Annotated in this window: 12 protein-coding genes; all 12 read left to right on the top strand. The window is 56.9% G+C overall.

Annotated features, from left to right (window positions below):
• Positions 1-89: 89 nt before the first annotated feature.
• The 12 genes from AC2FNY_RS15420 to AC2FNY_RS15365 all read left to right on the top strand — a co-directional run bounded on the left by AC2FNY_RS15420 (position 90) and on the right by AC2FNY_RS15365 (position 13,413).
• On the top strand, positions 90-491 hold the full coding sequence (locus AC2FNY_RS15420; protein WP_496802997.1) for a hypothetical protein: 402 nt from the start codon (positions 90-92) through the stop codon (positions 489-491).
• A complete protein-coding gene (gene tnpB, locus AC2FNY_RS15415) occupies positions 488-838 on the top strand; it encodes an IS66 family insertion sequence element accessory protein TnpB (RefSeq protein WP_496802996.1) in 351 nt (116 codons plus the stop codon). Before AC2FNY_RS15420 ends, tnpB begins: the two co-directional genes overlap by 4 nt.
• Positions 839-1,197: 359 nt before the next feature.
• Positions 1,198-2,907 carry an IS66 family transposase gene (gene tnpC, locus AC2FNY_RS15410; RefSeq protein WP_496802995.1) on the top strand — a complete coding sequence of 570 codons (1,710 nt, stop codon included), beginning with the start codon at positions 1,198-1,200 and terminating at the stop codon, positions 2,905-2,907.
• A 162-nt stretch (positions 2,908-3,069) separates the two neighbouring features.
• Positions 3,070-3,546: a hypothetical protein gene (locus AC2FNY_RS15405; RefSeq protein WP_496802994.1), complete on the top strand. Its 477-nt coding sequence runs from the start codon at positions 3,070-3,072 to the stop codon at positions 3,544-3,546.
• On the top strand, positions 3,546-4,577 hold the full coding sequence (locus AC2FNY_RS15400; RefSeq protein WP_496802993.1) for a serine/threonine-protein kinase: 1,032 nt from the start codon (positions 3,546-3,548) through the stop codon (positions 4,575-4,577). The genes AC2FNY_RS15405 and AC2FNY_RS15400 overlap by 1 nt, the downstream gene beginning before the upstream one ends.
• A 670-nt stretch (positions 4,578-5,247) precedes the next feature.
• Complete coding sequence (locus AC2FNY_RS15395) at positions 5,248-5,478, top strand: type I restriction-modification system subunit M N-terminal domain-containing protein (protein ID WP_496802992.1); 231 nt, start codon at positions 5,248-5,250, stop codon at positions 5,476-5,478.
• A 207-nt stretch (positions 5,479-5,685) separates the two neighbouring features.
• Complete coding sequence (locus tag AC2FNY_RS15390) at positions 5,686-6,846, top strand: N-6 DNA methylase family protein (RefSeq protein ID WP_496802991.1); 1,161 nt, start codon at positions 5,686-5,688, stop codon at positions 6,844-6,846.
• The gene (locus AC2FNY_RS15385; RefSeq protein WP_496802990.1) at positions 6,843-7,412 is read left to right on the top strand and encodes a restriction endonuclease subunit S; all 570 of its coding nucleotides are present in this window, start codon (positions 6,843-6,845) and stop codon (positions 7,410-7,412) included. The genes AC2FNY_RS15390 and AC2FNY_RS15385 overlap by 4 nt, the downstream gene beginning before the upstream one ends.
• Before the next feature lie 344 nt (positions 7,413-7,756).
• Complete coding sequence (locus tag AC2FNY_RS15380) at positions 7,757-8,077, top strand: restriction endonuclease subunit S domain-containing protein (RefSeq protein ID WP_496802989.1); 321 nt, start codon at positions 7,757-7,759, stop codon at positions 8,075-8,077.
• Entirely contained in the window at positions 8,074-9,312 is a 1,239-nt protein-coding gene (locus AC2FNY_RS15375; RefSeq protein ID WP_496802988.1) for an FRG domain-containing protein, read from the top strand. The genes AC2FNY_RS15380 and AC2FNY_RS15375 overlap by 4 nt, the downstream gene beginning before the upstream one ends.
• The gene (locus AC2FNY_RS15370; RefSeq protein WP_496802987.1) at positions 9,275-10,270 is read left to right on the top strand and encodes a restriction endonuclease; all 996 of its coding nucleotides are present in this window, start codon (positions 9,275-9,277) and stop codon (positions 10,268-10,270) included. The genes AC2FNY_RS15375 and AC2FNY_RS15370 overlap by 38 nt, the downstream gene beginning before the upstream one ends.
• Complete coding sequence (locus tag AC2FNY_RS15365) at positions 10,267-13,413, top strand: type I restriction endonuclease subunit R (RefSeq protein ID WP_496802986.1); 3,147 nt, start codon at positions 10,267-10,269, stop codon at positions 13,411-13,413. The genes AC2FNY_RS15370 and AC2FNY_RS15365 overlap by 4 nt, the downstream gene beginning before the upstream one ends.
• Positions 13,414-13,574: the final 161 nt, after the last annotated feature.

Genomic DNA, 13,574 nt, shown 5'->3' with positions numbered 1-13,574 from the left:
AAGCGTTGCATCTAGCCCCCTCGTTGCCCCCTAAACCTGCTGGTGCTCCAAATGGTATTCAGGCCCCCGGTACTTAGCAGGAGGTCGGAATGGCGGAATACGAGGTCTGGGGTTTCACAATTCGCAAGTCAGCATCTGGAAAGAACATCTGGCCCAACGAATTGAAATGGGAAGCCGCGCGTCGCATCCGAGAAGAAGGTCAGTCAGCCGGTGATGTAGCTGCAGAGATCGGCGCGCATGAATGCCTCGTCCGCAAGTGGTCGGTGGCAGATCGGCGCAGCCGAGGTGAAAAAATCCAAGTCGAAGGCCCGGCATTTGCTGCTTTGAACATCGAGGGTGAGGCACCTCCAGTCGAACCGCCTGCACCGGCCCGCAGCACCCAAACAGGATTTGGGCGTATTCTCTGTGGACGTGTCACTATCGAGTTCCCTCTGGGGATTTCCCAAAGTGATCTTGTGAAACTCGTTCAGGTCGCGGGGCAACTCCAATGATTGCGCCGTCAAACACCTACAAGATTTACTTAGCCACCACCCCTGTCGATTTTCGAAAGGGGATGGACGGGCTCGCCAATTATGTTCTCAGCAATTTCGACCTCGATCCGCTCTCAGGGGCTTTCTTCGTTTTCAGGTCCAAAGGGCGAGACAAAATCAAGATACTGATGTGGGATGGGACTGGTCTCGTTCTGGTCTACAAACGCATTGAGGGAGCGGGATTCGTTTGGCCCAAGCTGAACGAGGGCACCATTTCCATGACCAAGGCGCAGTTTGAAGCCTTGTTCGAGGGGCTGGACTGGAGACGTGTCGAGACCGCCAATTACCACCACCCGAAAATCAGGTGAGAGGGGTTCACCGTGTTGGATTGCCAGTGGCGTACTGGGCTTCAATTCTATGGCTGTTCCGCCGAATCGCATTCAAGGTGGAGCAACCAAAGCGTGTATTTGGCCCAAAACCAGCCGCCTTCTGCGGGATTAACACGCTGTTCTTAAAGGTAATTTTGAAATCTTGAATTGCACGCAATGTGATCGCGCAATAGAAGCATTTCATTTTTCGAATATTTTCAGAGGCATGTCGTTTTTTCTATTGTGAAATGGGTTCGCCGCAGCAATCCAACCTCCCGCCCGAGTTCCCACGAGCTTGAGTGAGTGTTTTCGCTCTTGGATTTTGCTGGAGGGCGCAGTCTTTTGCTGCGCTTCACGACATGGACGACACGATTGTAAGCCTACTGGCTGACATGGCCGCATTGGCGGGGCTTGAAGGCTCGTACTTCTCGGAGCGAACTGAAGCCCTGTGGCGTGAGCAAGAGTCCGAGAAGGCCGCCCTCCGCGCCGAGTCGAACAAGGCAAAAGCGCTCTTACGCATCAAGGACGCGAGGATAAGGGAACTGGAAGGGCAAGTCGCCGATCTCAAGAAAAAGGTATTTGGCGCGAATTCAGACCACAATCCAGACAAGGGACACTCCAAAATGGATGAAGACAAAAAACGCCCTTCAACTCCGGAAGGTAAGCCAGAAAACCCCTCGCAGAACCGTAGGAACAACTTGCGCGACGATAGTACTACCCCAAAGCCAGCGGCTCCTCGAAATCAAAACGGGCGCGGCAAACGCGAATTTCCGAGACACCTCGAGAGGCGCGAAATCTACATGGGAACGCCCGACAGAAAGTGCCCCTGCGGATGCGGAGGCTCGATACGCGGATATGACCTCAACGAAACACTCGAGGTGATCCCGGCGCGTTATTACGTGGCCGTGCGCCAGTATCCGAGATACCGTTGCCGCGTGGCGAACAAAGTGATTGGCACGCCTTACATCCCCCGAGTTTTTCCCCAGACGACGATGAGCAACGGCGTTCTTGCCAGCGCGATAACAATGCGCTTCGGCTGGCAGTTGCCGTGGTATCGACAGGAGAACATTCACAAGGCAAACGGCGTTGACGTAAATCGCAGCACCTTGATGAAATGGTCAAACCGTGTTGCCACTCAGGCCCTTCTGCCCATCTACGAACTGCTCAAGTCAGAACTGCAGCAGAACAGTGCGCGTCTGTTCATGGATGAAACAACTGTACCTATGCTCGCACCGGGCAAGGGCAAAACCAGCACGAGTTATCTGTTCGCACTGCATCGCGATGATCGGTCCTTTGGCGGCAACCTTCCACCCATCGTTTTGTACTGCCCCAGCAAAACGAGGGCGATGTACAAAATACACGAACTGCTCAGTGGCGTCGCTGCAATCGTTCAAACAGATGCCTACGCAGGCTACGGGCAATTGGGACGAGCAGGAACGACCGTGGAACGCATCATCTCTCCCAAGTGCTGGGCACACACGCGTCGGCACTTCACGGATGAATACGAGTTCAACAAGACCGAGGACGCCAGAATTGTAATCCGGCTGATCGCCGAACTCTACGCCGAGGAAGAAAAGATTAGGGGCAAGCCGCCCCTCGTTCGGGAAACACACCGGCGGAAGTACAGTGCCGTCATACTTGCTCGCCTAAAGGCATTCCTAGATGAGTGTTCAGGCCGTCATCTGAAGAAAAACAGGATGGCGAAGGCGATCAACTATGCGCAGAAGCATTGGCTGGACTTGGTTCTCTTCGTTGATGACGGGCGTATTGATCTCGACACCAACGCGGTCGAGCGCATGTTCAAGCCGTCGATCTTGCTGCGCAAGAACGCGCTGTTCATGGGCAGCGATGAAGGTGCAGAGGCGTGGGGGATTCTGTCCTCCATCGTAGAGACCTGCAAGCTCAACGGAGTAAATGTCGAACCCTATCTGAATTGGGTGCTGGATCAGATCGCGGCGAAACTACCTCGTAGCGAGTACGACAAGCTGCTGCCCTGGAACGCGCCTTCGGAGTTCTACATTGGCGGTCAAATTAAAGGTAAAGAACGGCACCCTCCGCAAGAGAAATGATAAACCCTATGGGACACTTGCTCGTTGACAACCTGCGGACACAAACGGCGAAGCAGTCGTCTGTAACTAGGCTTCAGGCATCTGATGTTAAATGGTTTCTCACGGCCGAGCGTTTGTGTTAGACGGTGAACCAGGCAGTCTTGCAAAACACGGTAAAATTGAATGGCAAATCGTTGGTTGGGCCTTAGCGCCACTAAAGACACGGTCTTGGTTGTCGATGCTGAAATCCCTGATGACGAAGACGCTCCCATTGTAATTTTTTCTGACGACACTTGGAGGGTGCAAAAAGGTGACCGAGCGGCTGCTTATAATGTTCTGCACCAGCAGTGTGCCGACTACATTAAAGAGAACAACATCGAGGCCGTGATTGTGAAGGCCAGCGCGGTTGCGGGGAAGGGGTCTGCGACGCTTGGTTTTTTACTCAGTGCCGAGGTTCGAGGCGTGGTCATTGCAGCGGCAGCTTCACAGTGCCCAGTGCGAGCACTGTCGAAAGCACTGATCAGCAGAACCTACGGCGAACGAAAAGTGGACGAGTACGTTGGGGACGACGCATTCTGGTCTGAAAAGACTGCAGGAGGAGACTTGCGCAAAATGAGCCGCGAAACTGCGATGCTTCTCATCGCAGCGAGGAATTCATAATGGCTGACTATGTCTCAGATTTGAAGGTGGGCGCTAGGCTCGGCAACGGTGCGTTCGGTGAAGTTTTCCGTGGTGATGACCCGGCACATGGCGAAGTTGCGGTAAAGGTTTTGAAGCGGGAATGGTTCCACAATGACGCCATTTGGCCGTCCTACAAAGCCGGGTACCTAGCCGAGGCAAAAAACCTTGCAAAGGCCAGCCACCGAAACGTGGTTCAGGTTCATCACGTCGTTGAAGCGACAGACGGCGATAGCGTCTACATTTGTATGGCCTTCTGCCCCAACGGTTCGTTGCAGGCGTTCTTCGAAAAAGGGCCAATGACCTTGGCCGCAGTGCGAAAAATCGGCACCGAGGTCCTTATGGGCCTAGGTGCGATGCACGCTCGGGGAATGGTACACAGGGACATCAAACCCGCCAACATTCTACTCAATGGGAAATCCGAAGCCCAGATCAGCGATTTTGGCCTCGTAACAGACGATCTCGTGCTGGGCTACGCATCGCAAGCTGGCTACAGCGATCATATTGCCTACGAGGTTTGGCAGGGCAAGGGGACTAGTGCCAAATCGGACCTTTGGGCCTTAGGGATGACCTTATACCGACTTCTTCACGGAAAGACTTGGTACGAGGAGTCTCCTGACCCACGGGACCTTATCAAGAATGGTGGCTTCGCTAAAAGTCTCCGTTGGCTTCCGCACGTCCCCAAGGCTTGGAGGCGAGTGGTACGCAAGATGCTGAATGACGATGAGAAGGCCCGCTACCAGAACGCTGCTCAAGCTCTTAAGGCATTGGCGAATGTCCCGACATCGCCAGTTTGGGAAGTCACAGTCGACAAGGACGCCGTACGGTGGGAACAATTGAAGGGCACTCGACGTGTTGTCGTCGAATGGAAACGTTTGTCCCCAAGAAGGCACCAATGGGAGGCGTGGAGCGAGCCGACCGGCAAGGGGCGAAAAATGCGCTTGGCGGGGTCGGAAGGTGTGGTCGGACGGCTTGAAGCTGAAAGGGGACTTGAGGAGTTTTTTGACGCCTAGCCTGTTCTAAACCGACGAGGTAATAGGAAGCGACCGGTTAGCTCCGTAGCAGTGACAGGCTTCAGGCCTAGCTTTGATCTAGCTATTTCCTGCCGCTCCTTCGTGCACTTACTGCAATATGATAAATCCGACACTACGCCGTGAGCCGGTCGCCAATGGCGGCCACAGTGGCGGCATCTTGGCATACTCAACGTCAAATTGGGCGACTTGCGGCTCATAGGCTCCTCGCCAATCATATTTGTACCAATTTACGAACAAACCATGAATAACGAGCTGTGTCTTGTCAAGGATTGCACCTAGTCGGAACTGGCCTCTGGGCCGAAAACAGCAACATTCAGCCTCCAATTTGACTAAACCACTCTTCGGTCGAAATGTGATCAATGGAGGCAAAAATGTGTTCGCAAACGCTTCAATTGAGGCGGCAACCAACAAAAGCCCAAGGCCACACCCTGTGCTAAAATGCCATCATAAACGATTGAAATTGGAACCGCTGCATTGGCGCATAGCGCCAATGTAGAATGGTGAGACTGCGAAGGAAAGGCTGCTCCGAGGGGGCCGGTTGCAACGCTTACCCTTGAACGCGAAAGTGCGTCATATCCTTCATCGCTGGACTTCACAGGCCAAGGCCGCTCGACTATTGGTTGAGAGAAGAAAACTTCGGAAAAACAATATGTCAAACGAACGAGCAAATGGCGACCTTCAGTTCGAGGCGGACCTGTTTAAGGCCGCAGACAAGCTCAGGGGCAATCTTGAACCCTCCGAATACAAGCACGTCGCGCTTGGCCTCATCTTCCTGAAATACATCTCCGAAGCCTTCGAAGCGCAGCGCGCCAAGCTGGAGCAGGAGGAATATGCCGACCCGGACGATCCCGAGGAATACACCGCTGCCCGCGTCTTCTGAGTGCCTGAAATCGCCCGTTGGTCCTACCTCAAGGACAAGCCCGCGCCCGCGATCTGGAAATCACCGACCCCGTCACCGGCAACAAGAAGAAGGTCGACATCGGCGGGCTGATCGATGCAGCGATGGAGGCCATCGAAAAGGCTAACGCGACCACGCTCAAAGGCGTCCTGCCCAAGAGACTATGGCCGCCCCGCGCTCGACAAGACGATGATCGGCGACCTTGTGATGCTCTTCTCGGACGTCACCATGCACACCGAGGGGGAGAAGTCGCGCGACCTGCTGGGCCGGGCCTACGAATATTTCCTGTCGGGCTTTGCCGGGGCCGAGGGGCGGCGCGGCGGCGAGTTCTTCACCCCCCGCTCGGTCGTGCGCGTCATGGTCGAGATGCTGGAACCCTACCGGGGCCGCGTCTATGACCCCTGCTGCGGGTCGGGCGGCATGTTCGTGCAGTCGGAAAAGTTCATCGAAGACCACTCCGACCAGCGCCACGTCGAAGAGGCCAAGCGGCAGATTTCGATCTACGGGCAAGAGCGCAACCACACCACATGGAAGCTGTGCAAGATGAACCTTGCCGTGCGCGGGATCGACGCCGACATCCGCTGGAACAACGAAGGCTCGTTCATCCGCGACGAGTTCTCGAATACCTATTTCGACTACATCCTCGCCAACCCGCCCTTCAACGTGTCGGACTGGTGGCGCGAAAATCTGGCCGAGGATATCCGCTGGGACGCCTTCGGCACGCCGCCGCAGGGCAACGCAAACTATGCATGGCTGTCGCACATCTACCACCACCTTGCCCCGCGCGGCACGGCGGGGGTGGTGCTGGCCAATGGCTCCATGTCCTCGCAGCAGTCGGGCGAGGGCGAGATGCGCAAGCGGATGGTGGATGGGGACGCGGTCGATTGCATGGTCGCCCTGCCCGGCCAGCTGTTCTATTCAACCCAAATCCCCGCCTGCCTTTGGTTTCTGGCCAAGGACAAAAGCGCCAATGGGCATAGGGACCGGCGCGGCGAGTTTCTGTTCATCGACGCGCGCAAGATGGGCGTGATGGTCGACCGCACGCGGCGCGAGTTCACGCCGGAGGATATCGAGAAGATCGCGGGCACCTATCACAGCTGGCGCAACCGCGACGGCGGATACGAGGACGTGCCGGGCTTCTGCAAATCGGCGCGCACCGAAGAGGTCGCAAAGCACGGCTATGTGCTGACACCGGGCCGCTATGTCGGGACCGAGGATGCCGAGGATGACGGGGTGCCGTTTGAGGAGCGGATTGCGCATCTCCAAGAGCAACTTGTAGCGCAATTCTCCAGTAGCCACGACCTTGAGAAGCAGATTGCGGCAAACTTTGCGCGGCTAGTCACTCGATGAAGGATTGGTCCAAGAAAACACTAGGCGAGTTTGTTTCGCTTCAGCGGGGACATGATCTTCCTACCGATAGCCGTGGCGAGGGAAATATCCCTGTCGTCGGCTCCTTTGGGATTACCGGCTATCACGATGTTGCAAAGGCCAAAGGACCGGGCGTTACGGTTGGGCGAAGCGGCGCCTCCGCTGGAACGGTCGTCTATGTCCAGGAGGACTATTGGCCGCACAACACGTGCCTGTTCGTCAAAGACTTTCAAGGCAACAACCCTCGCTTCGCCTACTACCTACTTTCAACCCTAGACTTGGCCAGCCATGCTGCCGGGAGTGCTCAGCCTTCGTTGAACCGAAACCACATAGCGCCTCTTCCTTTATTGGTTCCGGAAAGACCCGAGCAGGACGATATAGCCTCGATCCTCTCCGCCCTCGACGACAAGATCGAGTTGAATCAGCGGATGAATGAGACGCTGGAGGCTTTGGCGCAGGCGATTTTCAAGGATTGGTTCGTCACCTTCGGCCCCACCCGCCGCAAGGCGGAGGGCGCAACCGACCCCGTCGCCATCCTCGGCGGCTGATCCCCGACCCCGCCAAAGCCGCCCCCCTCGCCGCTCTCTTTCCCGACAGCTTCAGTGAGGATGGTTTGCCGGATGGGTGGGCCGAACGCGAGATTGGCCAAGACTTCGATGTAACGATGGGGCAGTCGCCCCCAGGCGATACCTACAATGAAACGGGCAATGGCCTGCCCTTCTATCAGGGGCGAAGAGACTTCGGATGGCGCTTCCCGACAAGACGCGTCTATTGCTCCGCCCCCACGAGAGTTTCGCCTGCGGATTGGACCTTGGTAAGCGTTCGCGCGCCAGTGGGTGACATCAACAGAGCATGGGAACAATGCTGTATTGGACGCGGTGTAGGGGCATTCATGCACCGAAAGAACCTCGCATCATTTACCTACTACGCCGGGCTGCATCTTCGCGAGGAACTGGCTTCCTATGACAAGGACGGAACGGTGTTCGGTTCGATCAACCAGAACCAGTTCAAGGCCTTGAAAATATACGGCGCGGACCAAACAGCCGCTGCCGCTTTTGATGACTTCGTTTCGCCGATTGACGCTCTTATCAGAACAAAAACTGACGAAAACCGCACCCTCGCCGAAACCCGCGACTACCTCTTGCCCAAGCTGATGTCCGGCGCGGTGCGCGTGCGGGATGCTGACGCGATGGTCGAAGGGGCTGATGCATGACCGAGGAAAGCCCAACTCCGTCAGGTCCCTATTACAAGCGCTTGCCGCTCTGGCCGGACTTTGATCTTCAGAACAACAATATCGATGGCCGCGTTCCGGTCTGTCGTGTCGATGACTGGCAGAGCTTCGAACGCCTGATCGAAACCGAGCACGAGCACCTTGGCGCGGGCGAGCGCATCTATCGCGGCCAGCGCCGGTTTGACTGGCAGATCGCCGCGACCCTCACCCGTGAGTTCGGCGGTGGCGCCATTCCCACCGATGTGTCCCGCAGGCTTCTGAACCGCTTCCAACTTGCCATGCGCGGGCGCGGCACAGACATGAACGGCAACGATGAGAACGAAGTCTGGGCCTTTGGTCAGCATTTCGGCCTTGCAACGCCGCTGCTCGACTGGACCGAGTCCCCCTTCGTCGCCCTGTTCTTTGCCTTCGCGCAAGAGGACGACCCGGCGGAGAAAGCCAACGACGGCCGCGCGGTGTTCACTCTGAACCGAGGCCTGATCGAGGAGCTGCTGCCGGAACTGTTCTTTGAACCCGCGCTTGGGGAGAACGCACGGCTCGTCAACCAAGCGGGCCTATTCACCGTCACCCCATCCGGCGACGACAACCTCGTTTCGGCCATCATCGACGCGGTGATTGAGAGCGGCGCGGTTGACCCGGACAATCCGAGACAGATCGCGCGTTACATCTACAAGGTGCACATTCCCAATCAGGGACGGCTCGCCTGCCTCTCCATGCTGCGCCGCATGAACATTCATCATGCGAACCTTTTTCCCGACCCATCAGGGGCATCGGAATACTGCAACGACTGGCTGCGGCGCGAGATTGCGGAAGCGCGACGGGAAGAGGCAGCCAAGAAATCGGTCGAGGCAAAGACCACTGTATCCAAGCCGGTCGATTATGGACCGGTCCTTGCCGTTGTGGGCGCGGCAGACTCCGTTGAGGAAATCATCAAAGCGCTCATCGTTGAAGATGACGGCATCGCGGAAACCACGATCAAAGAATGGGCTGGGCGCGTGGCGAAGACCTACGAGGAGTATGCGTCGCTCGACTGGCCGGTCCATGTGAGCGGACAGAAGGAAGTCACGGTTCGCATCCGCCGCTTGATGAATGCGCTTGGCTTCCCAGAGTCGCGGCGTGATGCAGCCGTGAACGCCATCGTTGATTTCTACGCCAAGGAGTATCGCACCCAGCACGGGCTTGCTGAACCGCAATCGGAGGGCAGGCTTGATGATTAACGTGTGGTGTGTCCGCGCCGAGTTCGGGAAATACGCGCAGGCGTTCCTCAAGGGCGGCTATACCGCGATTGGCTGGATCGAGGACAAGAGCCTGGCAGACTGCAAAAGCCGCGATGACATCCATCTTCTCTACCGCGAGGCCTATCCGCAGGACACCAGCAACATCGTGATCGGCCAGCAAGTCGGCCAGATCGCCCGCTTCCTTCTCGAAATTCAGCCGGGCGACATTGTCATCACCCCGGACAACAACACCGAGCTTCTGCATCACGGTATCGTCGCGGAAGGCTATCGTTTCGAGCCGAACGATCCCGCCTGCCCTTACATGCACCGCCGCAACATCAAGTGGCAGGCCGAACCGTTGCTGCGGTCCGGGCTTTCGGTCCCGCTGCAAAACACGATGCGCTCGTCGCTGACTGTGTTCTCGGTTTCGCAGGTCGAAGAGGTTCTACGGCTTGTCGGGCGGGAGGGCGAGATACCACCGAGCAAGGCCAAGCCCTACGATCCCACGAACGCGGTGCTCGAACAGGTGCTGAAGCTGGACGACAAGGAGTTCGAAATCCTAGTCGGTCATCTTCTGACGGCACTGGGCTTCGAAGGATCGGAAGTTGTGGGAAAGACCGGTGACGGTGGCGTCGACGCAACCGGTGAGTTGAACGTGTCCAACCTCGCCAAGATCAGGATTTTCGTGCAGGCCAAGCGCTACAAGCTGGGCACCAAGATCAGCGCCAATACGGTCAAATCTCTTAGAACTGCCATACCCTTCGGCGGGCAAGGCGCATTCATAACCACTGTCGATTTTCAGCGTTCGGCCTTTGACGTTGCTTTGGAGAACGGATTTCCCCGGATCGGCTTGGTTAACGGCGAACAACTTGTCGACCTTCTTGTCGAGCATTGGGATGACATCCCCCACGAGTTTCAGGACCGCTTGTCGCTGAAGCGCGGATTGGTGCTGTCATGATGGGCTTCTCCGAAGACACCGTCGAACTGGCCGGCATTGAGAGGCTCAAATCCCTTGGCTGGAACTATTTGCATGGTAGCGTCATTGCGCCGGATGGCGCATCGCCTCAGCGCCCGTCCTACTCTGATCCGGTACTGGTGAAGCGGCTAGAAATGTGGGTGGAACGTATCAACCCGCACATCCCTGAAGAGGTCCGGGCGGAAGCGATCCGTCAGGTACTGGTGAGCCAGACCATTGACGCTGTCGAGGAAAACCGGCGCACCCATGCACTGATCACCGAAGGGGTGACCGTCGAATACCGGGCGGGCGACCGGATCGTCGGAGAAAAGGTCTGGCTGATCGACTTCGAGAATGTGGACGCCAACGACTGGCTGGTAGTCAACCAACTCACCCTGATTGAAGGACGCAAGAACCGCCGCCCGGACCTTGTTCTATTCGTCAACGGCCTGCCTCTAGCGGTTCTGGAACTGAAAAATCCCGGAAGCGAGAACGCGACACTGACAGCCGCGTTCAACCAGATCGAAACCTACAAGCGCGACATCCCATCGCTGTTTCGCACCAATGCGGTGCTAGCGACATCGGACGGGATCAAGGCGCGTATCGGTTCGCTGACAGCGCAGGAAGAGCGCTACATGCCGTGGCGCACCGTGGAAGGTGACGACTATGCCCCACCCGGCACCCCGGAACTTGACACGCTGTTGAAGGGCGTCTTCGAACGTAGCCGCTTCCTGACACTCATCCGTGATTTCACCGTCTTCGGAGATCGCGGAGACGGACCCTTCAAGATCATCGCAGGCTATCACCAGTTTCATGGCGCGCAGAAAGCAGTCCGGGAGGCGATTAATGCTTCCAGCCCGTACGGTGACCGCAAAATTGGCGTGATATGGCACACGCAAGGCTCGGGCAAGAGCTTCCTCATGGCGTTCTTTGCGGGCCTCGCTGTTCGCTCTGCTGAACTGCAGAACCCGACACTGGTCATCCTGACGGACCGGAATGATCTAGACGATCAGCTCTTCGGAACCTTCAATCTGTGCCGCGACCTGATCCGCCAGAAGCCGGAACAGGCCGACAACCGCGATGACCTGAAGCGACTTCTGGAACGGTCAGCCGGGGGCGTGATTTTCACGACCGTTCAGAAATTCCTGCCCGGAGGCTCGGAAGAGAACTTTCCGCTTCTGACTGACCGGCGGAACGTGATCGTCATCGCTGACGAAGCACATCGCACCCAGTATGGCCTCGACGCGAAGCTCGACACGAAGACCGGCATTCGGCGCTATGGCTATGCGCACTACATCCGCCAAGCCCTTCCGAACGCCTCGTTCATTGGCTTCACCGGCACACCGGTTGAGGGCGCGGATCGCAACACGCCCGCGATCTTCGGCGACTATATCGACGTCTACGACATTTCCCGTGCGGTCGAAGACGGAGCCACCGTCCCCATCTACTATGAAAGCCGTTTGGCACGCATCGAACTGGACGAGGATGAGAAGCCCAAGATCGATGCCGAAGTCGAAGCGCTGGTTGAAGACGACACGCTGACGGAAGCCGAGAAATTCAAGGCGAAGTGGGCAACCGTCGAGGCGCTCGTCGGTGCGGAGAAGCGCCTTAGCCTTGTCGCGGCTGATCTTGTCGAACACCTTGAAGCGCGCCTTCAGGCTTTGGACGGGAAGGCCATGGCGGTTTGCATGAGCCGGCGCATTTGCGTTGAGCTATACGATGAAATCGTCACGCTCCGCCCGGAATGGCATTCTGAAGATGATGCGACAGGTGCCGTCAAGATCGTCATGACCGGAGCTGCGTCAGACCCGTTGAACTGGCAGCAGCATATCGGGAACAAGCGGCGGCGCGACCTGATTGCAAAGCGCGCCCGCGATCCGAACGATTCACTTAAACTGGTAATCGTTCGCGACATGTGGCTGACAGGTTTTGACGCGCCGTCCATGAACACAATGTACGTGGATAAGCCGATGCGAGGCCATGGCCTCATGCAGGCCATTGCGCGCGTGAACCGAGTATTCCGAGACAAGCCCGGCGGCTTGATCGTTGACTATATCGGAATCCTACAAAACCTGAAAAACGCCCTCAAGGACTACAGCCCGAACGATCAAGAGAAGACAGGCATCCCTGAAGACGAAGCTGTCGCCGTCATGCTTGAGGCGTTCCAGCGGGTGAAGTCGGTCTTCCACGGGCATGACTTTTCGGGCGGCTTGGTCGGTACGCCCCAGGAGCGGCTCCAAGCACTCGCCGCTGCAATAGATTGGGTGCTCAGATGGCAAGAAACACAAGCCGGAAAGGCATCGAACGACGAAGCCCGCAAACAGGCCCACCGCGCCTATCAAGACTTGGTTCTTTCGCTGACAAAGGCCTACGCACTGGCTTCTGCAAGTGACGAAGCCACGACCATTCGCGATGAGGTCGGTTTCTTCCAAACTGTCCGAGCCGCCATTGCGAAATCGACAGCAAAGGGGGCGATTTCTGGGTCAGACCGCGCTTTCGCCGTTCAGCAGCTCATCGACCGTGCCGTCGCCTCGACTGAGATTATCGATGTATTGCGCGCTGCCGGTATCGAAAGCCTGGACATTTCCATCTTGTCCGACGATTTTCTTGCAGAGCTGCAAGGGATGGAACGCAAGAACCTGGCACTGGAAGCCTTGAAGAAACTTCTTAACGGCGAAATCAAGAGCCGCCTTCAAACCAACGTGGTGGAGAGCCGCGCATTCTCGAAACGGTTGGAAGAAGCAGTTGCCCGATACCATTCCAACGCCATCTCGGCAGTGGAAATGATCAACGAACTGATTGCGCTTGCGAAAGACTTGCAGGCCGCACGCAAGCGCGGTGAAGAGACGGGGCTTTCGGGCGAGGAAGTCGTCTTCTACGACGCCTTGGCCCAGAACGAGAGCGCAATCGCGGTTCTAGGCGATGACAAGCTTCGGCTAATCGCCCATGAGCTGTTGGAGCAACTGCGGCAGAACGCGACGGTCGATTGGCACAAAAGGGAAAGCGCGCGGGCCAGGATGCGCGTCCTAGTGAAGCGCATCCTGAAGAAGTATGGTTATCCGCCTGATCTTTCAGAGGACGCCGTTAAACTTGTTTTGGAACAGGCGGAAGCACTGTTGCGCTTTTCAAGAAACAACGAAGATTAGCCAATCAGCTTTGAGGTTGGACTGGCGCTTGAATTGCTTTCCTTGCCTCCAGAGACGGTTCCGGAAAACTGAACATCCGGGATAAGTGGATTTTCCGCGCAACAGCAGCATGATGCTGCGAGCGAGGAGAAGACCATGACAAGACGACCGCGCCGGAACCA

Source organism: Ruegeria sp. BHSC223, assembly GCF_059613025.1.
The sequence above is the reverse complement of the archived record's forward strand: the minus strand, read 5'-3'. Positions and strand labels throughout refer to the sequence as shown.